The sequence below is a fragment of the Tepidamorphus gemmatus genome (genome assembly GCF_004346195.1).
Classification (GTDB): domain Bacteria; phylum Pseudomonadota; class Alphaproteobacteria; order Rhizobiales; family Tepidamorphaceae; genus Tepidamorphus; species Tepidamorphus gemmatus.
In genome coordinates, this window is record NZ_SMAK01000007.1 from 223,915 (window position 1) to 244,396 (window position 20,482).

Annotated in this window: 19 protein-coding genes and 1 pseudogene; 17 read left to right on the top strand and 3 right to left on the bottom strand. The window is 67.8% G+C overall.

Going from position 1 to position 20,482, the window contains the following annotated elements; translation table 11 throughout:
- Positions 1-177 precede the first annotated feature (177 nt).
- The 4 genes from EDC22_RS12840 (at position 178) to EDC22_RS12855 (ending at position 4,744) form a co-directional block, all read left to right on the top strand.
- A complete protein-coding gene (locus EDC22_RS12840) occupies positions 178-666 on the top strand; it encodes a class I SAM-dependent methyltransferase (protein ID WP_132807062.1) in 489 nt (162 codons plus the stop codon).
- A 133-nt stretch (positions 667-799) separates the two neighbouring features.
- Positions 800-3,412, top strand: a complete 2,613-nt coding sequence (locus EDC22_RS12845) for an ABC transporter transmembrane domain-containing protein (protein ID WP_132807063.1) — start codon at positions 800-802, stop codon at positions 3,410-3,412.
- A gap of 28 nt (positions 3,413-3,440) precedes the next feature.
- The gene (locus EDC22_RS12850; RefSeq protein ID WP_132807064.1) at positions 3,441-3,911 is read left to right on the top strand and encodes a cyclic nucleotide-binding domain-containing protein; all 471 of its coding nucleotides are present in this window, start codon (positions 3,441-3,443) and stop codon (positions 3,909-3,911) included.
- Complete coding sequence (locus EDC22_RS12855) at positions 3,911-4,744, top strand: MBL fold metallo-hydrolase (RefSeq protein ID WP_132807065.1); 834 nt, start codon at positions 3,911-3,913, stop codon at positions 4,742-4,744. The genes EDC22_RS12850 and EDC22_RS12855 overlap by 1 nt, the downstream gene beginning before the upstream one ends.
- On the opposite strand, the gene EDC22_RS12860 is transcribed toward EDC22_RS12855, so the two are convergent.
- Positions 4,720-5,946, bottom strand: coding sequence for an adenylate/guanylate cyclase domain-containing protein (locus EDC22_RS12860; RefSeq protein WP_132807066.1), 1,227 nt, complete (start codon positions 5,944-5,946; stop codon positions 4,720-4,722). The genes EDC22_RS12855 and EDC22_RS12860 overlap by 25 nt on opposite strands.
- An 89-nt stretch (positions 5,947-6,035) precedes the next feature.
- Between EDC22_RS12860 and EDC22_RS12865 the strand changes: the two genes are divergently transcribed.
- The 4 genes from EDC22_RS12865 to EDC22_RS12880 all read left to right on the top strand — a co-directional run bounded on the left by EDC22_RS12865 (position 6,036) and on the right by EDC22_RS12880 (position 8,766).
- Positions 6,036-6,983 (top strand): ATP-grasp domain-containing protein, encoded by a 948-nt coding sequence (locus EDC22_RS12865; protein WP_132807067.1) that lies wholly within the window; start codon positions 6,036-6,038, stop codon positions 6,981-6,983.
- Between the two features lie 94 nt (positions 6,984-7,077).
- Positions 7,078-7,401, top strand: a complete 324-nt coding sequence (locus EDC22_RS12870; protein WP_245499751.1) for a c-type cytochrome — start codon at positions 7,078-7,080, stop codon at positions 7,399-7,401.
- An 11-nt stretch (positions 7,402-7,412) separates the two neighbouring features.
- Positions 7,413-7,889, top strand: a complete 477-nt coding sequence (locus tag EDC22_RS12875; protein ID WP_132807101.1) for an MmcB family DNA repair protein — start codon at positions 7,413-7,415, stop codon at positions 7,887-7,889.
- Between the two features lie 187 nt (positions 7,890-8,076).
- Entirely contained in the window at positions 8,077-8,766 is a 690-nt protein-coding gene (locus tag EDC22_RS12880; protein ID WP_132807069.1) for a helix-turn-helix domain-containing protein, read from the top strand.
- A gap of 100 nt (positions 8,767-8,866) precedes the next feature.
- Here the strand turns inward: EDC22_RS12880 and hemN are convergent, their stop codons facing one another.
- Positions 8,867-10,216, bottom strand: coding sequence for an oxygen-independent coproporphyrinogen III oxidase (gene hemN, locus EDC22_RS12885; protein WP_132807070.1), 1,350 nt, complete (start codon positions 10,214-10,216; stop codon positions 8,867-8,869).
- Between the two features lie 116 nt (positions 10,217-10,332).
- Here hemN and EDC22_RS12890 point away from each other — a divergent pair, with 116 nt between their 5' ends.
- A complete protein-coding gene (locus tag EDC22_RS12890) occupies positions 10,333-11,442 on the top strand; it encodes an AbrB family transcriptional regulator (protein WP_132807071.1) in 1,110 nt (369 codons plus the stop codon).
- Here EDC22_RS12890 and EDC22_RS12895 read toward each other — a convergent pair.
- Complete coding sequence (locus EDC22_RS12895; RefSeq protein WP_132807072.1) at positions 11,426-12,196, bottom strand: HpcH/HpaI aldolase family protein; 771 nt, start codon at positions 12,194-12,196, stop codon at positions 11,426-11,428. The genes EDC22_RS12890 and EDC22_RS12895 overlap by 17 nt on opposite strands.
- 370 nt (positions 12,197-12,566) lie before the next feature.
- Here EDC22_RS12895 and ccoN point away from each other — a divergent pair, with 370 nt between their 5' ends.
- The 8 genes and pseudogenes from ccoN to ccoS form a co-directional block, all read left to right on the top strand.
- Positions 12,567-14,108 carry a cytochrome-c oxidase, cbb3-type subunit I gene (gene ccoN, locus EDC22_RS12900; RefSeq protein WP_425385533.1) on the top strand — a complete coding sequence of 514 codons (1,542 nt, stop codon included), beginning with the start codon at positions 12,567-12,569 and terminating at the stop codon, positions 14,106-14,108.
- Between the two features lie 7 nt (positions 14,109-14,115).
- The gene (gene ccoO / locus EDC22_RS12905) at positions 14,116-14,850 is read left to right on the top strand and encodes a cytochrome-c oxidase, cbb3-type subunit II (RefSeq protein WP_132807074.1); all 735 of its coding nucleotides are present in this window, start codon (positions 14,116-14,118) and stop codon (positions 14,848-14,850) included.
- A 4-nt stretch (positions 14,851-14,854) separates the two neighbouring features.
- Positions 14,855-15,001, top strand: coding sequence for a cbb3-type cytochrome c oxidase subunit 3 (locus tag EDC22_RS12910; protein WP_132807075.1), 147 nt, complete (start codon positions 14,855-14,857; stop codon positions 14,999-15,001).
- 3 nt (positions 15,002-15,004) lie between these two features.
- Entirely contained in the window at positions 15,005-15,874 is an 870-nt protein-coding gene (gene ccoP, locus EDC22_RS12915; RefSeq protein ID WP_132807076.1) for a cytochrome-c oxidase, cbb3-type subunit III, read from the top strand.
- A gap of 265 nt (positions 15,875-16,139) precedes the next feature.
- The gene (gene ccoG / locus EDC22_RS12920; protein WP_132807077.1) at positions 16,140-17,594 is read left to right on the top strand and encodes a cytochrome c oxidase accessory protein CcoG; all 1,455 of its coding nucleotides are present in this window, start codon (positions 16,140-16,142) and stop codon (positions 17,592-17,594) included.
- A gap of 13 nt (positions 17,595-17,607) precedes the next feature.
- Positions 17,608-18,111, top strand: coding sequence for a FixH family protein (locus EDC22_RS12925; RefSeq protein ID WP_165926896.1), 504 nt, complete (start codon positions 17,608-17,610; stop codon positions 18,109-18,111).
- 4 nt (positions 18,112-18,115) lie between these two features.
- Positions 18,116-20,308, top strand: coding sequence for a heavy metal translocating P-type ATPase (locus EDC22_RS12930; RefSeq protein WP_132807079.1), 2,193 nt, complete (start codon positions 18,116-18,118; stop codon positions 20,306-20,308).
- A pseudogene (ccoS, locus tag EDC22_RS12935) lies at positions 20,308-20,463 on the top strand (cbb3-type cytochrome oxidase assembly protein CcoS); the annotation flags it as partial. The gene EDC22_RS12930 and the pseudogene ccoS, both read left to right, overlap by 1 nt.
- Positions 20,464-20,482: the final 19 nt, after the last annotated feature.

Genomic DNA, 20,482 nt, shown 5'->3' on the forward strand with positions numbered 1-20,482 from the left:
GCGGATGACCGGCAACGGGGGGGACGGCGGGAGCTGACCGTCTTATCTGACTGGACGCGCCCGACCCTACGCTGCCAGAGGGCTTGCGGCAATCGACTTGCGCGGTCCGAGCGGCCGGCTTGTGGCGGCGGGCGCCTTTGCCTAAGAACGCACGGGACAACTCGGCTGGGGAACCGGATGAGCCGCCTCGACAGCATGATCAACCGGCTGGTCGCCCAGCGCGACATCCTCAACCATGTCGCAGGTCTGATCGCGGCGGTCCCGGGCCCGGTGCTGGAGCTCGGCCTCGGCAACGGACGCACCTACAGCCACCTGCGGGAAATCCTGCCGGACCGGGAGATCTTCGTGTTCGAGCGCCGCATCACCGCCGCGCCGAGTTCGATTCCCGACGCCGATCACGTCATCCTCGGCGAAATTCGCGACACGCTTCCGTTTTGCCGCCCGCGGGTGGGCGGTGCAGCGGCGCTGATTCACGCCGACCTGTCGAACGGCGATCCGACTGACGACCTGGCGCGGCGGGCCTGGCTGTCGCCGATGGTGGCGGAGCTGACTGCCCCCGGCGGCATCGTGGCGTGCGGCCACGAGCTCGATCTGCCGAGCTTCACGCCCCTGGCGCTGCCCGCCGGCATCCGGCCGGGCCGCTACTTCCTCTACTGCCGACGATGACGCCGACCGGTCGCCGCCGGTTGCCCCCCGCAAGACCGTTCACGGCGTCCGGCGAAGCGGATATGGTCAGCCGCTGGGGCCGGCGCGGCGCCGGACGAGACCGTCGGCAACCGGCGCGACGCGGGGGTCATCAGTGGAGCCATCGCTCTTCCGGTTCATCTGGAAGTACAGCAAGCGCCAGCAGATCATCATCCTGCTGGTGACGGTGCTGTCGTTCCCGATCCTCTACTACTCCCTCGAACTGCCGAAGCTGATCGTCAACCAGGCGCTGCAGGGGACCGACTGGCCGCAGCCATTGCCGTTCATCGGCCTCGAGTTGCAGCAGGTCCCCTACCTGCTGGTGCTGTGCTTCGCCTTCCTCGCGCTGGTGATCATCAACAACGGCATCAAGTTCTGGCTCAACACCGCCAAGAACCTGCTCGGCGAGCGGATGCTGCGGCGGCTGCGCTACGACCTGTATCTGCGCGTCCTGCGCTTCAGGCTGCCGCGCTTCCGGCAGGTCAGCCAGGGCGAGATCATCCCGATGATCACCTCGGAGGTCGAGCCGCTCGGCAACTATATCGGCGACGCGATCGCGCTGCCGGCGTTCCAGGGCGGCACGCTGTGCGTCTATCTGTACTTCATCTTCGCCCAGGACGTGCTGCTGGGTGCCGCGGCGATCGCGCTCTATCCCGTGCAGATGTGGATCATTCCCAAGCTGCAGGCGAAGGTCAACAAGCTCGCCCGCGAGCGCGTCATCAATGTCCGTCGCATGGCCGATCGGATCGGCGAGACGATTTCGGGAATCCGCGAGATTCATGCCAATGACGCGGCGATGTGGCATCTTGCCGATCTCTCGGAGCGGCTCTATACCAACTTCGACATCCGCTACCGCGGCTTCCAGCTGCGCTTCCTGATCAAGTTTCTGAACAACTTCATCAACCAGCTGACACCGTTCTTCTTCTATTCGATCGGCGGCTACCTGGTCATCAAGGGCGAGCTCAGCTTCGGCGCGCTGGTGGCGGTGCTGGCCGCCTACAAGGATCTCGCAGGCCCCTGGAAGGAACTGCTCGACTTCTATCAGGCTCGCGCCGACGTCGAGATCAAGTACCAGACCGTGGTCGAGAACTTCGATGTTCCCGACGTCAAGCCGGTCGAGCTCGTTGTCGGCGACGCAACGCCCGGCGACAGGCTGTCGGGCGACATCGAGCTGAAGGGCGTGAGCTACGCAGCGGGCGGCCCGCCGCTGACCGACGTCGCCTTCTCCATACCGAAGGGCACGCTCGCCGCCGTTGTCGGCGACGACACGGATGGTCGCAGCGAACTCCTCGAGCTGATGGCGGGGCTCGCGGTGCCCGCCGCCGGCCATGTACGGATCGGCGGCCGCGATCTCGCCACGCTGCCCGAGGCAGTGCTCGGCCGCTCGATCGGCTATGTCGGGCCGAACCCCTATGTGTTCACCGAGACGATCCGCGGCAACCTCACCTACGGGCTGCGCCACCGCCCGATTCTGCCGGAGGGCTGGCCGACGACGCCACTGGATGCGCGCAAGAAGATCGAGGCCGAGAACACCGGCAACACCCCGATGCCGATCGGGGTGGCGTGGGAGGATCTGGCCGAGGCAGGGCTCAGTTCGCCGGCCGAGATCGACGACCGCTGCCTGCAGCTGATGGCGATGGTCGGGCTCGCCGACGACATCTTTCGTCTCGGTCTCAGCGCCCGTATCGATCCCTCGGCGCCCGACGCTCCGGTCGCGGAGCTGATCGCCGCCCGCAAGCGCGCCACCGAGCGGATCGCCGCCGATCCGCAGGCTGCCGATCTCGTCGAGTTGTGGGACGCAGGCCGCCTCAACAACAGCGCCACGCTCGCCGAAAACGTGCTGTTCGCGCTTCCGTCCGATCCGTCGATCAGGATGGGCCAGTTGCCCCGCGACCCCCTGGTGGTGAAGTTCCTGGAGGAGTCGGGGCTGCTCGACGAATTCCTGGCAATGGGCATCGAGATAGCCCGAACCATGGTCGAGCTGTTTGCCCAACTCAGCGGCGAGGGCTCGCTGCTGGCCGAATACAGCTTCATCACCCCTGACGAGCTGCCGGCCTACGACCGGCTGCTCAAGCGCATCGACAAGCAGGGCCTGACCAGGATCCCGAAGAGCGAACGCGCCGACCTCATCGGACTGGCCTTCGAGCTGGTACCGGCCCGGCACCGCCTCGACATCCTCGACGAGAGCCGCATCCGCCGCATCATCGAGGCGCGGCCGCGATTCCGGAAGCTGATCGGCGACGAGGGCAATGGCAGGTTCGTTCCGTTCGATCCGGAACTGCTGATCGCACCATTGTCGGTCGAGGACAATGTCCTGTTCGGCAAGTCGCGCGTCGACCGGCGCGGCAGCCGCGAGCGCGTTGACCGGATCATCCGCGGCGTGATCGAGGAAATGGGCCTGCAGCATCGAATCCAGCGCGCCGGTCTCGATTTCAACGTCGGCGTCGCCGGCTCGCGCCTGTCGCCAGGCCAGCGCCAGCGCATCGCACTGGTCAGGGCGCTGATGAAGCGGCCGGCGATCGCGATTCTGGACGGCGTCGGCGCCCTGTCGCAGGATCCTGGCATGTTGTCGGCAGTCCGGGCCGAACTCGCCGACAGCACGCTGGTCGTGGGACAGGAAACGATCGAGGCGGCGCGGGAGTTCGACAGGGTGATCGTGCTTCGTTCGGGCCGGGTCGCCATGGTCGGCACCTTCGACGAGGTGTCCGCGGCCGGCCTCGGGACCTGAGGGCAAGCCGGAGAACGGGACGGACGAGATGAGCATCAACTCGGAAGTCGAATCGCTGCGCAGCATCCCGATGTTCAAGGGCATCGAACCGGCGAAGCTGAGGCTCCTTGCCTTCATCAGCGAGCGGATCACGTTCCGGCCGGGCGAGGTGCTGTGCAAGCAGGGCGAGCCCGGCGACTCGGCCTACATCATCCTGTCCGGCATGGCGGACGTGCTGGTCGACACCGGCGGCGGCCATCTGCGCAAGGTCGCCGAGATCAGGCAGAACGACGTCGTCGGCGAGATCGCCATCCTGTGTGACACGCCGCGGACAGCGACCGTCACGGCCGCCAGCGACCTCGTCGCCCTGAACATTTCCAAGGACAACTTCTTCAAGCTGCTCAAGGAATTTCCGGAGGTGTCGCTGGAGGTGATGCGCGTTCTCGCGCGCCGGCTGGAACGCACGACACGCGACCTCGCCGATGTGCGCGGCAAGCTCGCCGACATCGGAGCGGCCTGATGAGCGGTATCGGACCGGCGATGACGCTGCGCATCTGGGGCGCCCGCGGCTCGACGCCATCGGCGGGACCGGATACCGAGCGCTACGGCGGCGAGACGACATCGCTCGAGGTCGTCATCGGCGGCCGGTCCGTGCTCATCGACTGCGGGTCCGGCGCCCGGGCGCTGGCGCGCCGGCTGACCGAGCAGGGTGTGAACGAAATCGACATCCTGTTCAGCCACTTCCACCTCGATCACATCTGCGGTCTGCCGTTCTTCGCGCCCGCCTACAATCCCGCGACCACGCTGCGGCTGTGGTCCGGCCATCTGGCACCAGAGATGGATCCGCGCGCGGCAATCTGCCGCATCATGTCGCCACCGATCTTTCCGGTCGCATTCGATTGCCTGGCCGCGTGCGAGTGCCTGCGGTTCGTACCGCCCGACCCGGTGAGACTTGCCGGCGACGTGATTGTCGAGACGCTCGCACTCAACCACCCCAACGGCGCGACCGGCTTCCGCTTCCGCGCCGGCGGCCGCACGCTCGTCACCGTCACCGATCACGAACACGGCGATCCTGCGGTCGATGCCGCAGTGGAGGCGTTCGTGCAGGGCGCCGACGTCATGCTCTATGATGGAATGTTCGAGGACGCCGAATATGGCAACTTCGTCGGATGGGGCCATTCGACCTGGCAGAAGGGGCTCGAGCTTGCCAACCGGGCCGAGGTGCGGATCCCGGTCATTGTCCATCATCATCCCGACCGCACGGACCTCGAACTGGACCGCATCGCCGAGCTCGCCCGGGTCATGCATCCGGGCGCCATCATCGGACGTCAGGGCCTCGAGCTGACGTTCTGAAGCATCGGCCCGGCCATCAGCGGCACGGTCGCCGCCGGCCGGAACACCCGTTGCGGTCGCCGCACCCCGCGCAGCGTGTAGATGCCCATCTCCTCGAACACCGCCGGCGCGTATTCCACGAAGTCCTCGCTGGCCAGCACCGGAACGTCCAGATCGCGGGTCAGCCCGTTGATCCGGCTGCCGATGTTCACCGCCTCGCCGACCACGGTGAAGTCGAGCCGTTCGCGGCCGCCGACATTGCCGTAGAACACGGCGCCGACATGCAGCGAGATCCCGACCGACAGCCGCGATGCGCAGGCAGCGCAGTCCCGGTCGTGGATGTCCTGGAGGTTGAGGACGGCGGCCTGCGCGGCGTCCAGGGCATTGGCCGCGGCCTGCCGCGCCTCCTGTTCGTTGGCGTAGGGGAAGATCGCCAGCACCGCGTCGCCGATGAACTTCAGCACTTCCCCGCCCCGCTCCTCGACGGCGTCGGTCATCGTCTCGAAGTAGAAGTCGAGAACGTCGACCAGCTCGCGCGGCGTGAATTCGCCGGACAGGTCGGTAAAGCCGCGCAGGTCGGAGAACCAGATCACCGCCTCGATCTGCTCACCGTCGCCGCGCCGGATGTCCCCGGCAAGCACCCGCGGCGCCGTCGACCGGCCGAGATAGGTGCCGAGCAATGTCAGCGCCGAGCGGCGCTGGCTGTGCACCTCGAAGACGATCGCGACCGGATGCAGGATCGATTCGAACAGCGCGATGTCGTCGGCCGAGAAGCCCCCCGCGCGGCGCGTCGCCATCGTCAGCGACTTGAAGCTGCCGTCGGAATAGCGCAGCGGAAAGGCGACATAGTCCGTCGCGCCATCGGCTCTCAGATCGGCCAGGATGCCGAACTCCCCCGGTTCGGGTGTCGGGCTCACCGCGACACGGACCGTCCGGCCCGACGTGTAGACGTGATACAGTGGACTGTTGGTGAATATCCGGTCGTTCACCAGCGACTGCGGGAACTGCCGCCAGGACACGCCCTGCCCCTCGATCCACAGCGCCGTTTCGGCGCGGATCAGCGGATGCAGGATCGGGATGCCCGTGGTCAGCCTGTAGACCGGCACGCCGTCGGCGACGAGCCGCTCGCCGAGCCGGCCGATGAAGCTGCCAAGGTCGGGGCTGGAATGTCCTTCCTCGAGTATCCAGTCGCGCAGGTCGCGCACGCGGGTCCCCGTCGTCATCTCAATCGTCCTTCGCAACCGGATCGTTTGACCGGGATGGGCCGATCTCTTAGGCAACTGCCGACCGCAGACAATCGCCGACGTCCCCGATGCCCAATCTGATTCTCGTCCATTGGCCCGAACGGCAGTCGCTCGACGACTTCCGCGAGATCGCGCGGCTGATCCGGGCGCGTGCGCCGGAGATAGGTGTGATGATCGCCAAGGGCAAGGAACGCGAGCTCGGCATCGTGCTCAGGGCAGCCCTGCGTCCGACGATGGTCGTCTCGATGATGCCCCGCAAGCGCTTCCGGGTGCTGCATGGCCGCGTCTACGAGGGGCACGATCTGCCCAAGAGCGAGCAATATCGCCGCTATCGCGCCGCCGGCATCCCGGTACCGGACTGGGAGGTGATCGTCCCCGATACCAGCCTCGACCCAAGCCATTGGGGCGACTATGTCATCGTCAAGCCGGACCTCGCCCGCAAGGCCGCGGGGATTGTCATCAAGCGGACCCGGCGGGTGCGCTACCAGCCGCCGGAGAGCTTCGAGGCGGATCATCCCGGTCGTCATTCGCCGATGCTCGCGCAGAAATTCGTCTACACCGGCCGTTGGGCGAATCATTTCCGCGTGACGACGCTGTTCGGACGGACCCTGTTCGCGGTGCACTGCGAGGCCGACCGCAGCTTCCGCCCGCTTGAATCGCGCGATGCCTTCAAGGGAGCCAACGGGGTCGGCGGCGCTCCGGTCGTCTCCAACAAGAAGAGTTCGCGCTATACGCTCGCCGACGATCCCGAGGTGATCGCCCTCGGCGAGCGTGCGCACGCGGCGTTTCCCGAGATCCCGCTTCTCGGGCACGACATCGTGCGCGATGCCGACACGGGGGAACTGTTCGTCCTGGAAAGCAACACCCGCGGCGATGTCTGGTTGCTGTCGTCGGGAACCGGCCGCAGCCTGCAGCGCACCAACGGCTTCGACCTCTATGCGCAGTTCGGCGCGCTCGAGATCGCCGCCGAGGCGCTCATCGACAAGGTGCGGGCCGAATTCGGCACGTCTGCGTAGTTTCCCCGATTCCGCTGGATGTCCGGAGGTCCTAGCCTGTGAACCATCCGCCCGCCGCGAATCGCCGTGGCGCGCGCTTGCAGGACGGCATGCCGTGAGACTTGCTGTTGCAGCCACACTGGCCATCGGACTGACCGCCGCAGCCGCACCGGTCGCTGCCGATCCGGTCGAGACAGGCCGGGCCATCGTCACCGCGAACTGTGCACCCTGCCATGCCGTGGGGCATGCCGGCGCCAGCCCCGATCCGGCGGCGCCGGCGTTCCGGATACTGGCGCGGCGCTGGCCGCTGAACCATCTCGAGGAGGCGCTGGCCGAGGGCATCGTCGTCGGCCATTCGACGGTGCAGATGCCGGAATTCGTGTTCGATCCGGAGGAGATCAGCGCGATCATCGCCTATCTGGAGACGATCCAGGAGTGACTGCGCGCCGGATGATCGACCCCTCTGTCCTGACCGATGGCCGGCAGTCGGAAACCGCGTTGATCGTGCAGCGCGGGACCGGGCGGCTGTTGCGGGCGCTTGGCCTTGCCATGCTCACCGAGATGCCGCTTGCCTCCGGCCGGCGCGCCGATATCGTCGCCCTGACCGACACGGGCGAGGTCTGGATCGTCGAGATCAAATCGAGCGTTCAGGATCTCAGGGTTGACGGCAAGTGGCCAGACTACAGGCTGCATTGCGACCGGCTGTTCTTTGCCGCGCCGCCGCAACTCGATATCGGCCTCTTTCCCGCCGACACCGGCTTCATCCGTGCCGATGCCTACGGAGCGGAGATCCTGCGGGCAGCGCCGGAGCACCGACTGGCGCCGGCGACGCGCAAGGCGATGACGCTGCGCTTTGCACGACTGGCGGCCGTGCGGCTGCACGGGCTCGCCGATCCCGGACTGCGCCTCGGCGAGAATCCGCTCTGATTCGTCCCTGTTTCGCCGCAAGTCCCGACACGCGACCGGGTCCTGCGACTGCGGGAATCGGCCGCGGTCAGGACGGTCGCGGCGCCTACGTGTTCTTCCGTAGGTAGCCACACGAATTACGCGTGCCGTCTGGAAAGGGTACCCCTTGCCTGCACGTCACGCGGTTGCAGCGAGCCGGGAGGTCGCGATGAATACGGCAGTACAGAGGTCGCAGCTGAACGACTCGGTCGGCCTCGGCGACTGTCTGGCCCCCGAGTTCCGGGCGCTGGGCCTGGAGCCGGTGGTGCGGGGCTCCACCGTCGCGCAGTATGCCCAGCACGCCACCATCTTCTTCGAGGGCGACCCGGCCGACACGATCTGCCAGGTCATCGACGGGGCCGTGATGCTCTACAAGCTGCTTCCCGATGGCCGCCGTCAGGTGGTCGAACTGCTCGGCCCCGGCGACATCTTCGGGTTCGCAAGGGGCGCCTGCCGCGATGCGTCGGCCGAGACCCTGACCGCCGCCCGCATCCGCACTTACGACCGGCGGGGTGCGGAAAGATCATGCGGCTTCCAGCGGCTGCTTGCCCGTCAGATGCTGGCCCAGCTCGAGGCGATGCACGAGCACGCCGTGCTGCTCGGCCGCAAGTCGGCGATGGAGCGCGTCGCGAGCTTCCTCCTCCAGCTTGCCAGCGCGCGGCGGGCGACGGACGAGCGTCCTGTCGTGCGCCTGCCGATGACTCGTCAGGAGATCGCCGACTATCTCGGCCTGACCATAGAGACGGTGTCCCGCTCGTTCTCCGAACTCAAGCGCCGCGGGCTGATCGCGCTCGAGAAGCAGGATCGGGTCCGCATCGTCGACGTCGAGGCCATGAACGATATCGCCGGAGCCGCCTGACTCCCTTTCGTCCGGGCCGACGCGCCCGGACGTGACGAGCCTCTTGCCGACTGCGCCGCATCCCCGGATGCGGCGCTTTTTTTTGTACCGGCCGCTGCTGCTACACGGCGACCGAGTGACGGGCGGCGCCCTGGTTCAGGTAGGCGTCGAAGGCCGAGGCGACCAGTCGGGCGAAGGCGCGCATCGGGGCAGGAATGTGAAGCCGCAGTCCCTCGATCGTGACGAGTCCGTCCCGCCGCAACGGATCGAGCGCCGCCAAGGACCCGGCCAGCCCGGCCGGGTCGAGGCCGTGCGCGCGGAAGATGGCATCGGCATCCACCGCGAATTCGCACATGATCCGTTCGATGATCTCGGCCCGGGCGAGGTCCTCCCGGCAAAGATGCTTGCCTCGGACAACCGGCAGGCGGCCGCCCTCGATGGCGCGTCGCCAGCCGCCGATATCGGGAGCATTCTGCACATAGGTGCGCGGCAGGCGTCCGATCGCGGAGGCGCCGAGCCCGATCAGGGCGTCGGCGGGGTCGGTGGTATAGCCCTGGAAGTTGCGGCGCAGGCTCCCGGTCGCTGCTGCGATCGCCAGCGGATCGTCGCGCCGGGCGAAGTGGTCGATGCCGATGCGGATATAGCCGGCCGCCTCGAGCTGCTGCGCCGCGGCCTCGGCCTGCTCCATCCGCGCGATCGCGCCCGGCAGGGCGGCGGCGTCGATCAGCCGCTGGTGCGTCTTCATCCAGGGCACATGCGCATAGCCGAACAGTGCGATGCGGCCCGGCGACAGGCTCGCGGCGAGATCGGCCGTGCGCGCGACATCGGCCACCGTCTGGTGCGGCAGGCCGTACATGAGGTCGAGATTGATGGCGCCGATACCGACGCTGCGCAAGCGCGCGACGACATTGGCAACGGTTGCGAAGGGCTGGATGCGGCCGATCGCGCGCTGCACGGTCTCGTTGAAGTCCTGAACGCCGAGACTTGCACGATTGACCCCGGCCGCCGCCAGGCTCGCCACCAGCTCCTCGCCGACGGTGCGCGGATCGAGCTCGATGGCGTGCTCTGCCTTCGGATCGACCGCAAGACGCTCGCGCAGGAGCCGTACCGTCGCAGCAAAGTCGGCGGCGGCGAGCAGGCTCGGCGTGCCGCCGCCCCAATGGATGTGCACGACCGGCAGACGTTCCGGCAGCCGGCTCGCTACCAGCGCGATCTCGCGGCGGAGCAGGGCTGCATAGGCGGCGACCGGTTCCGGTCGGCGTGCCGCCTTGGTGTGGCAGCCGCAGTAGTGGCAGATCTCGCGGCAGAACGGCACGTGGAGATAGACCGACAGTCGCGTGTCGCCAGGCAATGCCGCGAGCAGCGCCCCATAATCCGCGCTTGCGATTGCATCGCGGAAATGCGGCGCCGTCGGATAGGAGGTGTAGCGGGGAACGTTGCGGGTCGCGTGGGCGATGAGGCCGGGTTTCATGCCGGCATCCTCGTCGAGCCATGCGCTGGCGTCCTTGCGGTTGATCAACCCCGGCGCTGGTCGCGCCGGCGCCGGACCTCTAAGCTCGAGCCGCATCGCGGAACACGGGAGCGGGAATGGTTGGCCACGACGTCGGACCGGGAATCGTCTCGCCGGCTGCGCGGCTCGCCACGACCCTGGCGCTGGCCATCGCCGGGAGCCTGGTGTTCTGGGGCGCCGGATTTCCGGTTCCCTGGATCTCCGGGGCAATGGTAGTGGTCGCGGCCGCCGCCCTCGCCGGCGTTCCCCTGCATCTGCCGCTCTGGCTGCGGGAACTCACCTTCTTCGTCCTCGGGCTCAGCATCGGCGCGGCGCTGACGCCTCAGACGGTCACGCAGATCGGCCGCTGGCCAGCGTCGCTGCTGCTGATGCTGCTGACACTGCCGGTCGTCTCGCTCGGTGCCGCGCTGGTGCTGATCCGCTGGCGCGGCTGGCAGCGCGACGACGCCATGCTGGCCAGCGTGCCAGGCGCGCTGTCGCTGATCCTTGCCCTGGCAGATGCGACCGATGCCGACGTTCCCAGGATCGCGCTTGTCCAGGCACTGCGCGTGGCGATCCTGGTCATCGTCGTCCCACCGCTCATCGTGCTGGCCTCCGACGTGCCGCCATCGGCGCAGACGGCGCCGTCCGCCCCTGGCGCGCTGCCGGACCTTCCGGACGTCGCCATCCTTGCCGGTGCCGGCCTGCTCGGAGTCGTCGCGATCCGCCTGATCAGGCTGCCAGCGCCCTGGCTGCTCGGCGCACTTGCCGCCAGCGCCGCGCTGCATGTGGCGGGACTTGTGCAGGCCCCCGTCCCGGACGAGGCCCTGCTGCCGGCCTTCGTCGTCCTCGGCGCTGCCGTCGGTGTGCGGTTCGCCGGGCTCGGCTGGGCCGCGCTGCGCAGCGGAATCGTCGACGGGCTGCTCGTGGTCGCGGCGGGCTTCGCGCTGTCGGCCGCGGCCGCGTTGCTGGCCGCGCGGCTGCTCGGCTTTTCCTTCGGCCTGACCATCCTCGCCTTCGCCCCAGGCGCCTTCGAGGTGATGACCGTGATGGCCTTCGCGCTCGGCCTCGATGCCGCCTATGTCGGCGCGCACCACACCGTGCGCTTCGCCGCGCTGGCATTGCTGTCGCCGCTGCTCTTCGGTCGCCGACACACCCCGCTGCGACGCCGCGGCGGCGGCGATGGCGGCGCTAGCCGAGAGCGCTGAACGACCTGGCCAGCGCGTCGGCGCCCCGGGCCAGCAGCCCGACGTCGGAACCGACCGCGATGAACACCGCCCCCCATTCGATGTAGCGCTGGGCGTCCGTCTCGCTGGCGGTGAGGATGCCGGGCGGCTTGCCGAGCCGCGTCAGCCTGCGCATGGCGTCCTCGATCGCCATCTGCACCTCGGGGTGATTGAGTTCGCCGACATGGCCGAGCGAGGCGGCAAGATCGGACGGGCCGATGAACACGCCGTCGACGCCTGGCACCGCGGCGATCTCCTCGAGGCGCTCGAGCGCGCCCGCCGTCTCGACCTGGACGAGCACGCAGATCTCCCGATTGGCAATCTTCAGATAGTCCTTCACCCGGCCGTATCGCGCCGCCCGCGACGAGCCGGACGTCCCGCGGATTCCTTCGGGCGGATAGCGGGTGGCCGCAACGGCCTTCGCCGCCTCCTCCGCCGTCTCGACAAAGGGCACCAGGATCGTCTGGGCGCCAATGTCGAGGATGCGTTTGATGATGACCGGATCGTTCCATGCCGGCCTGACGATCGGCGTCGCCGTCCCCGATTGCGCCGCCTGTAGCTGAGCAACCAGCCCCGGCACTTCGTTAGGGGAATGTTCGGTGTCGAACAGGATCCAGTCGAAGCCGGACTCCGCGATGATCTCCGCGCCGATATTGCTGCACAGGCTGCTCCACAGTCCGATCTGCCGAGTGCCGGCGGCGATCGCGTGCTTGAAGGCGTTTCGCTTGTTCTGCATGGCTGCGCGGCTCCGTGCTGGGCGCCCCGTCCGATCCGACCGGCGGGTGCGGAACCCCAGTGGCAGGTTCGGCGTCAAGGCGCAAGCCGCCACATCTGCAGCGCAGACAGCGAGGAGACAGTCGGCACAATTATCTGAAGGGACAGCGCCGCTTGATGCAGGTCAATGCGCCGATCCGGCTCGCGGCGTTGGGTCGGACGGCGATCCGTCGCGGATCGTGGACCCGGCATCGGACCGAAAACGGACCAACGACATGGCACGCTCCCTTACGGCCAAGACCCTGACACTGGATGAAGCCGGTGTCGCGGCATTGCTCCTCGTCTGCGTCGTCCTCGCGCTGCTGGTCGCGGCCAAGGCGGAAGATACGGTGATGGCTTTCCACGCTTGGCTCGGCCTCGCTGCCGCCGCCATCGGCGCCTTCAGCGTGTTCAACGGCTATGCCAAGCGGCTCGGCAACGTTCCGGAGGAGATCGACGGACGTCCCAACTATCAGATGGGACCGGTCAAGCTGGCCACCGCCCTGGCAGTGGTCTGGGGTATTGCCGGCTTCCTCGTCGGCGTCATCATCGCGCTGCAGCTCGCCTATCCGGCGCTAAACCTCGACCTGCCGTGGATCAGCTTCGGGCGCCTGAGGCCGCTGCACACCTCGGCAGTGATCTTCGCGTTCGGCGGCAACGTCCTGCTCGCCTCTTCGATGTACGTCGTGCAGAGGACCTGTCGGACCCGCATGGCCGGCGGCCTTTGGCCGTGGTTCGTGGTCTGGGGTTACAACTTCTTCATCCTCATTGCCGGGACCGGCTATCTGCTCGGCGTCACCCAGTCCAAGGAATATGCCGAGCCCGAGTGGTATGCCGATCTCTGGCTCACCCTCGTCTGGGTCGTCTACCTCCTCGTCTTCCTCGGCACGCTGTGGAAGCGCAAGGAGCCGCACATCTACGTGGCGAACTGGTTCTACCTGGCGTTCATCGTCACCATCGCGATGCTGCACATCGTCAACAACGCAACGCTGCCGGTCTCGCTGACGGGATCGAAGTCCTACATCGTCTGGTCCGGCGTCCAGGACGCGATGACGCAGTGGTGGTACGGCCACAATGCGGTCGGATTCTTCCTGACCGCGGGCTTTCTGGCGATCATGTACTACTTCGTGCCGAAGCGGGCGGAGCGCCCTGTCTATTCCTACCGGCTGTCGATCGTTCACTTCTGGTCGCTGATCTTCCTCTACATCTGGGCCGGCCCGCATCACCTGCACTACACCGCCGCGCCGCAATGGGCCCAGACGCTCGGCATGACCTTCTCGATCATGCTGTGGATGCCGAGCTGGGGCGGCATGATCAACGGCCTGATGACGCTGTCGGGCGCCTGGGACAAGCTCAGAACCGATCCCGTGCTGCGCATGCTGGTCGTTTCGGTCGCCTTCTACGGCATGTCGACCTTCGAGGGCCCGCTGATGTCGATCCGCGCGGTCAACTCGCTCAGCCACTACACCGACTGGACGATCGGCCACGTCCATTCCGGCGCGCTCGGCTGGGTCGGTTTCGTCTCCTTCGGCGCGATCTACTGCCTCGTGCCCTGGCTGTGGAACCGCAAGGGCCTGTACTCGCTGAAGCTGGTCAACTGGCACTTCTGGATCGCGACCATCGGCATCGTGCTCTACATCACCGCGATGTGGGTGTCGGGCATCATGCAGGGCCTGATGTGGCGGGCCTACACGCCGCTCGGCTTCCTCGAGTACTCGTTCATCGAGACCGTCGAGGCGATGCACCCCTTCTACGTGATCCGCGCGCTCGGCGGCGTGCTGTTCCTCGTCGGCGCCCTGATCATGGCCTACAACCTCTGGATGACGGTTCGTCACGGCGAGCCGGCCGGCGAGCCGGCCCGCGTTCCCGGTGCCGCTCTCCAGCCCGCCGAGTGAGGACGACATGTCGAACAAGCACGCGATCTTCGAGAAGAACTCGATCGTCCTGACGGTCGGCATCCTCATCGTCGTGGCGATCGGCGGCATCATCGAGCTCGTTCCCAACTTCTACCTGCGCTCGACCATCGAGAAGGTGGAGGGCATGCGGCCCTACACTCCGCTCGAGCTCGCCGGCCGCAACATCTATATCCGCGAGGGTTGCTACACCTGTCACAGCCAGATGATCCGGGTGCTGCGCGACGAGGTCGAGCGGTACGGTCACTACAGCCTCGCCGCCGAGTCGATGTACGATCACCCTTTCCAGTGGGGATCGAAGCGCAACGGTCCCGATCTCGCGCGCGTCGGCGGCAAGTATTCGGACGACTGGCACCGCGATCATCTCGTCGACCCACGCGCCGTGGTGCCGGCCTCGGTCATGCCCGCCTATCCCTGGCTCGCGCGCAACGAGCTGAGAACGGATCTGATCCGCAAGGACATCGCCACCAACCGCGCGCTCGGCGTGCCCTACACCGAGGAGATGGTCGACCAGGCGCTGGCCGATCTGCGGGCCCAGGCCAACCCCGACAGCGACGGGGTGAACGGTCTGCTCGAGCGTTATCCCGGCGCCAATGTGCGCAGCTTCGACGGCGATCCGGCCCGGCTAACCGAAATGGACGCGGTCATCGCCTACCTGCAGATGCTCGGCACGCTGGTCGACTTCTCGCTCTACGACGACCAGGCCGACGTCAACCTGAGGTGACGCGATGTACGAACGCCTAGCCGCCTTCGCCCAGACCTGGGGCCTGCTCTACTTCGTCACCCTGTTCGCGATCGTCGTCGCCTACGCCCTGTGGCCCGCAAACCGCAAGCGTTTCGACGAGGCATCCAAGCTCCCGCTTCGCGAGGACTGATCCATGGCCAAGAAAGAAATCGATCAGATTTCAGGCATCGAGACCACCGGGCACGAGTGGGACGGGCTGAAGGAACTGAACAATCCGCTGCCGCGCTGGTGGCTGTGGACCTTCTACGCCACCATCGCCTGGTCGGCGGTCTACTGGATCCTGATGCCGTCCTGGCCGCTGCTGACCGACTATACCCGCGGCATCCGCGGCCATTCCCAGCGCGCCGTCGTCATCGAGCAGGTCGAGGCACTGAGGGCGCTGCGCGCTCAGCACGGCGCCGACCTCGCCGATGCCGCGTTGGAGGACATCCAGGCGACGCCGCGCATGCTCGAATTCGCAATGGCCAACGGCCGCGCCGCATTCGGCGACAACTGCGCGCCGTGCCATGGCGCGGGCGGCGCCGGCGCGATCGGCTATCCGAACCTCAACGACGACGACTGGATCTGGGGCGGTACGCTCGACGACATCCACCAGACGATCCTCTACGGAATCCGGTCCGGCCACGAGCAGGCCCGGTTCGGCGACATGCCGGCGTTCGGCCGCGATGGACTCCTCGATGCCCAGCAGGTGCGTGCCGTCGCCAACTATGTCCGCTCGCTGTCGGGGCTGGAGGTCGAGCCGACCGCCGATCTGGCGCTCGGCCGCACCATCTACGAGGACAACTGCGCTTCCTGCCACGGCGATTCCGGCGAGGGCATGCGCGAGGTCGGCGCGCCGAACCTCACCGATCCGATCTGGCTGTACGGATCGAGCCTCGAGGCCATCATCCATCGCATCGAGGTCGGCGGCGGCGGCGTGATGCCCGCCTGGGATCAGCGCCTCGATCCCGTGACGATCAAGTCGCTCGCGGTCTACGTGCACGCCCTGGGCGGCGGCGAATAGGGTCTGCGCCGGGCGGCCCCGAAGCCAGTCTTCGGCTGCCGCGCGGGCCCGGGGCGAGGATGCGACGGGTGCGGTTCGCTCCGGCGAACCGCACCCGACAGCGTTTGCGCGGACCACAGCCCGCCACGCGACGCCCCGTGGTGTAATGCCGCGTCCTGCCGACAGGCGACCCCGGGTAGGGTTTGATGACAATCAAGGCGCGTGCCGCCATGCGATGCTAATCGCAACCGACGGTCTCTCTCGACCTGACAGGAGTTTTCGGGCAATGCGCGCCGATACGGCGACAGGCGGCGGCGGTGGATCGCCAGGAAGCCTCTATGCACGTCGCAAGAAGGTCTATCCGCAGAAGGTCGAGGGTCGGTTCCGGACGATCAAGTGGACCGTCATGGCACTTACCCTCGGCGTCTACTACCTGCTGCCCTTCGTGCGCTGGGAGCGGGGACCAAACGCGCCGGACCAGGCGGTCCTGATCGATTTCCCCGGACGCCGCTTCTACTTCTTCTTCATCGAGATCTGGCCACAGGAGGTCTACTACATTACCGGCCTGCTGATCCTCGCGGCGATGGTGCTGTTCCTCATGAACGCGCTGGCCGGCAGGGTCTGGTGCGGCTATCTGTGCCCGCAGACCGTCTGGACCGACCTGTTCTATGCGGTGGAGCGTCTGATCGAGGGCGACCGGCGCGAGCGCATGAAGGCCGACAAGGGCGGCTGGACGCCGACGCTGGTGGCCGAGAAGATCGCCAAGCACACCCTCTGGCTGCTGATCGCCTGGTGGACCGGCGGCGCGTGGGTGCTCTACTTCGCCGACGCGCCGACCCTGGTGCGCGACCTCGCCACCTTCCGGGCCGCGCCGATGGCCTACATGTGGATCGGCATCTTGACCGGCACGACCTATCTGCTCGCCGGCTTCGCCCGCGAACAGGTCTGCACCTACATGTGCCCGTGGCCGCGCATCCAGGCCGCGCTCACCGACGAATGGGCACTCAACGTCACCTACCGCTACGACCGCGGCGAGCCACGCATGTCGGTGAAGCAGGCAGAGCGCGCCCGTGCCGCCAACGAGCCGGCCGGCGACTGCATCGACTGTTTCCAGTGCGTCGCGGTCTGCCCGACCGGCATCGACATCCGGGACGGTCTGCAGCTCGAATGCATCCAGTGCGGGTTGTGCATCGACGCCTGCAACAGCGTCATGGATCGGATCGGCCGGCCGCGCGGCCTGATCGGCTATGACACCGACATCAACATCCATCGCCGGCAGGAGGGCAAACCCGAGGTCTGGCGGCTGGTGCGCCCCCGCACGGTCATCTACGCGGCGATCATCGCGATCGTCGGCGGGATCATGCTCTGGTCGCTGGCGACGCGCGCCCACATCGACCTCAGCGTGATCCATGACCGCAATCCGCTGTTCGTGCGTCTCAGCGACGGCGGCATCCGCAACGGTTACACGATCCGGATCAGCAACAAGCATCTCGCGCCCGCCACCTTCCGGCTCGGCCTCGAGGGGCTGCCGGGTGCGCAGCTCGAAGTGGTGGGCGTGGCGTCGGCAGCGGACGGGATCGCCGGGATCATCGTCGAGCCGGACGCCACCCGCGAGTTGCGCGTGACCGTCTCCACCCCGCCCGGCGCCGCGCTGGCGGACGCCACCCCGATCATCTTCCATCTGACGGATGCCGCCACCGGCGAGACGGTCACCACGTCCGACTTCTTCAGGGCACCATGACAGGACAGCGACGATGAGCAGCAACAGATCCGCGACCGCCGGCTGGCAGGTGACCGGACGCACGGTGCTGATCGGCATTCTCGCCTTCTTCGGCGTCGTCATCGCGGTCAACGCCGCGCTCATCTATCTGGCGGTGAGCAGCCACACCGGTGTGGTGACCGGCTCGTCCTATCGCGCCGGCAATGGCTGGCAGGCCGAGATCGAGGCCGCCCAGGCCCAGCTCGCGCGCAACTGGCGGGTCGAGGCCGTCATCGACCGGACCGGAGACGAAGCCTCGGTCGAGGTGAACGTACGCGACCGCAACGGCGCTCCCGTAACGGGGCTTGCCGTCGCCACCCTGCTGCGCAGCCCGATCCGCGAGGCCAACGACATCGAGATCACGCTGACCGAGACCGAGACCGGGCGATACCTGGGCAAGGTCGCGGCGATCGCGCCCGGCAACTGGACGCTGCTGATCGACGCCGCCGAGGCCGGGGTGCGCGTCTTCCATTCCGAGTCCCGGCTGTTCGTGAGGTAGGGCAATGAGCTATCACGACCGGGATCTTGCCGGATACGTCACCCATGTCGACAACAATACCCTGCACATGGAACTCGCGGTCGACGGTGTACGGTGTGCGGGTTGCATGGCCAGGATCGAGCGCGGCCTGTCGGCCGTCCCCGGCATCACGCGCGCCCGCCTCAACTTCACCAACCGGCGCCTCGCCGTCGACTGGCTCGACGGTGTGCTCGAGCCAGGCGACGTCGTGGCGAAGGTCGCCGAGCTCGGCTATCGCGCCTACCCGTTCGATCCCGGAGCCGCCGCGGGCGCGGAGGCGCACGAATCGAGGCGGCTGCTGAAGGCGATGGCGGTCGCCGGCTTCGCGGCGATGAACATCATGTTGCTGTCCATCTCGGTGTGGTGGGGCAACATCACCGACATCACGCCGGAAACCCGCGACCTGTTCCACTGGATCTCCGCGCTGATTGCGATCCCCGCCGTCGCCTATGCCGGCCAGCCCTTCTTCGCGTCGGCCGCGCGGGCGCTGCGCCACCGAAGCGTCAACATGGACGTGCCGATCTCGCTGGGTGTGCTGCTGGCGGTCGGAATCTCGATCGTCGAGACGTTCCAGGGTGGACGCCACGCCTATTTCGACGCGGCGGTGATGCTGCTGTTCTTCCTGCTCGTCGGCCGCGTCCTCGAAATCAACATGCGTCGGCGTACCCGCGCGCATGCGGAGAATCTCGCGGCGCTGAAGGGCGAGGCGGCGACGAAACTGATACCCGGCGGCGGCACCCGGCTGGTGCCGCTGTCGGCCATCGACCCCGGCGACCGGGTTCTCGTCGCACCGGGCGAGCGGCTCCCCGTCGACGGAATCGTCGTCGCGGGCGTCTCGGACATCGACCAGAGCCTGGTGACGGGCGAGACCGACCCCGCCCGCGTCGCCCCAGGCGCCCAGGTCTATGCAGGGAGCCTCAATGTCGGAGGCGCACTCACCGTGCAGGTCACCGCGGCGGCAGAGGGCACGCTGCTCGACGAGGTCAATCGGCTGCTGGCAGCCGCGCAGGATGCCCGCTCGAGGCGCCTTGCACTCGCCGACCGCGCGGCCCGCCTCTATGCCCCCGTCGTGCATACGGCCGCAGCGCTGACCTTCGCCGGCTGGATGGCGTTCGGCTCGGACTGGCACTGGGCGCTGATGACGGCCGTGGCGGTGCTGATCATCACCTGCCCCTGCGCGCTCGGCCTCGCGGTGCCGGCGGTGCAGGTCGTCGCCAGCGGACTGCTGTTCCGCGCCGGGGTACTGCTGTCGGCCGGCGAGGCGATCGAGCGCTTCGCGGAGGTCGATACCGTGGTATTCGACAAGACCGGAACCTTGACACTGCCGGAACCGGCGCTGGCCGATCCGGAGTCGGTGCCGGCGGACGTGCTCCGGGATGCGGCGCGGCTCGCCCTGTCGAGCCGTCACCCATTGGCCGCCGCGCTGCGGGCCCATGCCGAGGGCCTGTCGCCGATCGCCGGCGCCGAGGAGATCACCGGCAGCGGCGTCCGCGCGCTCGCCGACGGAATCGAACTGAGGCTGGGCAGCGCCGCATTCTGCGGCGTGCCGGACGACGCCGCCCGCCGCGCGGCGGCGGATGGGCGTTCGCGGGTCTGGTTCCGGCGCGGCAAAGAGGATGCGGTCGCAATCGCCGTGGCGCAGACGCTGCGCCCCGATGCACGCCAGGTGGTGGACCGGCTGAAGCAGCTCGGCCTTGCGCCGATCATCCTGTCCGGCGACCGCGTCGAGGCGGTGGATGCCGTTGCCGACGCCCTCGGCATCGCCGACCGCCGTGCCGGATTGAAGCCGGCCGACAAGATCGGCGCGCTCGAGGCACTGAAGGCGTCGGGCCGCAAGGTGCTGATGGTCGGCGACGGGCTCAACGACGCGCCGGCACTCGCCGCCGCGCACGCCTCGATCTCGCCGGTGACGGCGGTGCACCTGTCGCAGGCGGCCGCCGACGCGGTATTTCTCGGCGAGAGGCTGGCGCCGGTCGCCGCGGCGGTCGAAGTCTCGCGCCGCGCCCGCCGCGCCATGGACCAGAACCTCTGGTTCTCCGCGCTTTACAACTTCCTCGCCATGCCGATCGCGGTGTTCGGCCTGGTGACGCCGCTGGTCGCTGCGCTGGCCATGTCGGGCTCCTCCGTCATCGTCACGCTGAACGCCCTGCGTGTGCGCATGGTGGAAAGATCCGACTGATGGACGCGCTGATCTTCCTCGTTCCGGTGGCGCTCGGGCTTGGCCTGCTCGGTCTCGCCGGCTTCCTCTGGTCGATGAAGACGGGTCAGTACGAGGATCTCGACGGCGCGGCCTGGCGCGCGATCATGGACGACGACGAGGGCGCCGCTTCCCCTCACCGGGTTGGGAAGCCGA

Excerpts from the sequence above, each read along its gene's own strand:
- EDC22_RS12875 (WP_132807101.1), top strand. The coding sequence starts at position 7,413 with ATGATCGACCCCTCTGTCCTGACCGATGGCCGGCAGTCGGAAACCGCG.
- EDC22_RS12880 (WP_132807069.1), top strand. The coding sequence starts at position 8,077 with ATGAATACGGCAGTACAGAGGTCGCAGCTGAACGACTCGGTCGGCCTC.
- ccoN (WP_425385533.1), top strand. The coding sequence starts at position 12,567 with ATGGCTTTCCACGCTTGGCTCGGCCTCGCTGCCGCCGCCATCGGCGCC.
- ccoP (WP_132807076.1), top strand. The coding sequence starts at position 15,005 with ATGGCCAAGAAAGAAATCGATCAGATTTCAGGCATCGAGACCACCGGG.
- EDC22_RS12840 (WP_132807062.1), top strand. The coding sequence starts at position 178 with ATGAGCCGCCTCGACAGCATGATCAACCGGCTGGTCGCCCAGCGCGAC.
- EDC22_RS12910 (WP_132807075.1), top strand. The coding sequence starts at position 14,855 with ATGTACGAACGCCTAGCCGCCTTCGCCCAGACCTGGGGCCTGCTCTAC.
- EDC22_RS12890 (WP_132807071.1), top strand. The coding sequence starts at position 10,333 with ATGGTTGGCCACGACGTCGGACCGGGAATCGTCTCGCCGGCTGCGCGG.
- EDC22_RS12925 (WP_165926896.1), top strand. The coding sequence starts at position 17,608 with ATGAGCAGCAACAGATCCGCGACCGCCGGCTGGCAGGTGACCGGACGC.
- EDC22_RS12855 (WP_132807065.1), top strand. The coding sequence starts at position 3,911 with ATGAGCGGTATCGGACCGGCGATGACGCTGCGCATCTGGGGCGCCCGC.
- ccoG (WP_132807077.1), top strand. The coding sequence starts at position 16,140 with ATGCGCGCCGATACGGCGACAGGCGGCGGCGGTGGATCGCCAGGAAGC.
- EDC22_RS12850 (WP_132807064.1), top strand. The coding sequence starts at position 3,441 with ATGAGCATCAACTCGGAAGTCGAATCGCTGCGCAGCATCCCGATGTTC.
- EDC22_RS12930 (WP_132807079.1), top strand. The coding sequence starts at position 18,116 with ATGAGCTATCACGACCGGGATCTTGCCGGATACGTCACCCATGTCGAC.
- EDC22_RS12860 (WP_132807066.1), bottom strand. The coding sequence starts at position 5,946 with ATGACGACGGGGACCCGCGTGCGCGACCTGCGCGACTGGATACTCGAG.
- EDC22_RS12895 (WP_132807072.1), bottom strand. The coding sequence starts at position 12,196 with ATGCAGAACAAGCGAAACGCCTTCAAGCACGCGATCGCCGCCGGCACT.
- EDC22_RS12865 (WP_132807067.1), top strand. The coding sequence starts at position 6,036 with ATGCCCAATCTGATTCTCGTCCATTGGCCCGAACGGCAGTCGCTCGAC.
- ccoO (WP_132807074.1), top strand. The coding sequence starts at position 14,116 with ATGTCGAACAAGCACGCGATCTTCGAGAAGAACTCGATCGTCCTGACG.
- hemN (WP_132807070.1), bottom strand. The coding sequence starts at position 10,216 with ATGAAACCCGGCCTCATCGCCCACGCGACCCGCAACGTTCCCCGCTAC.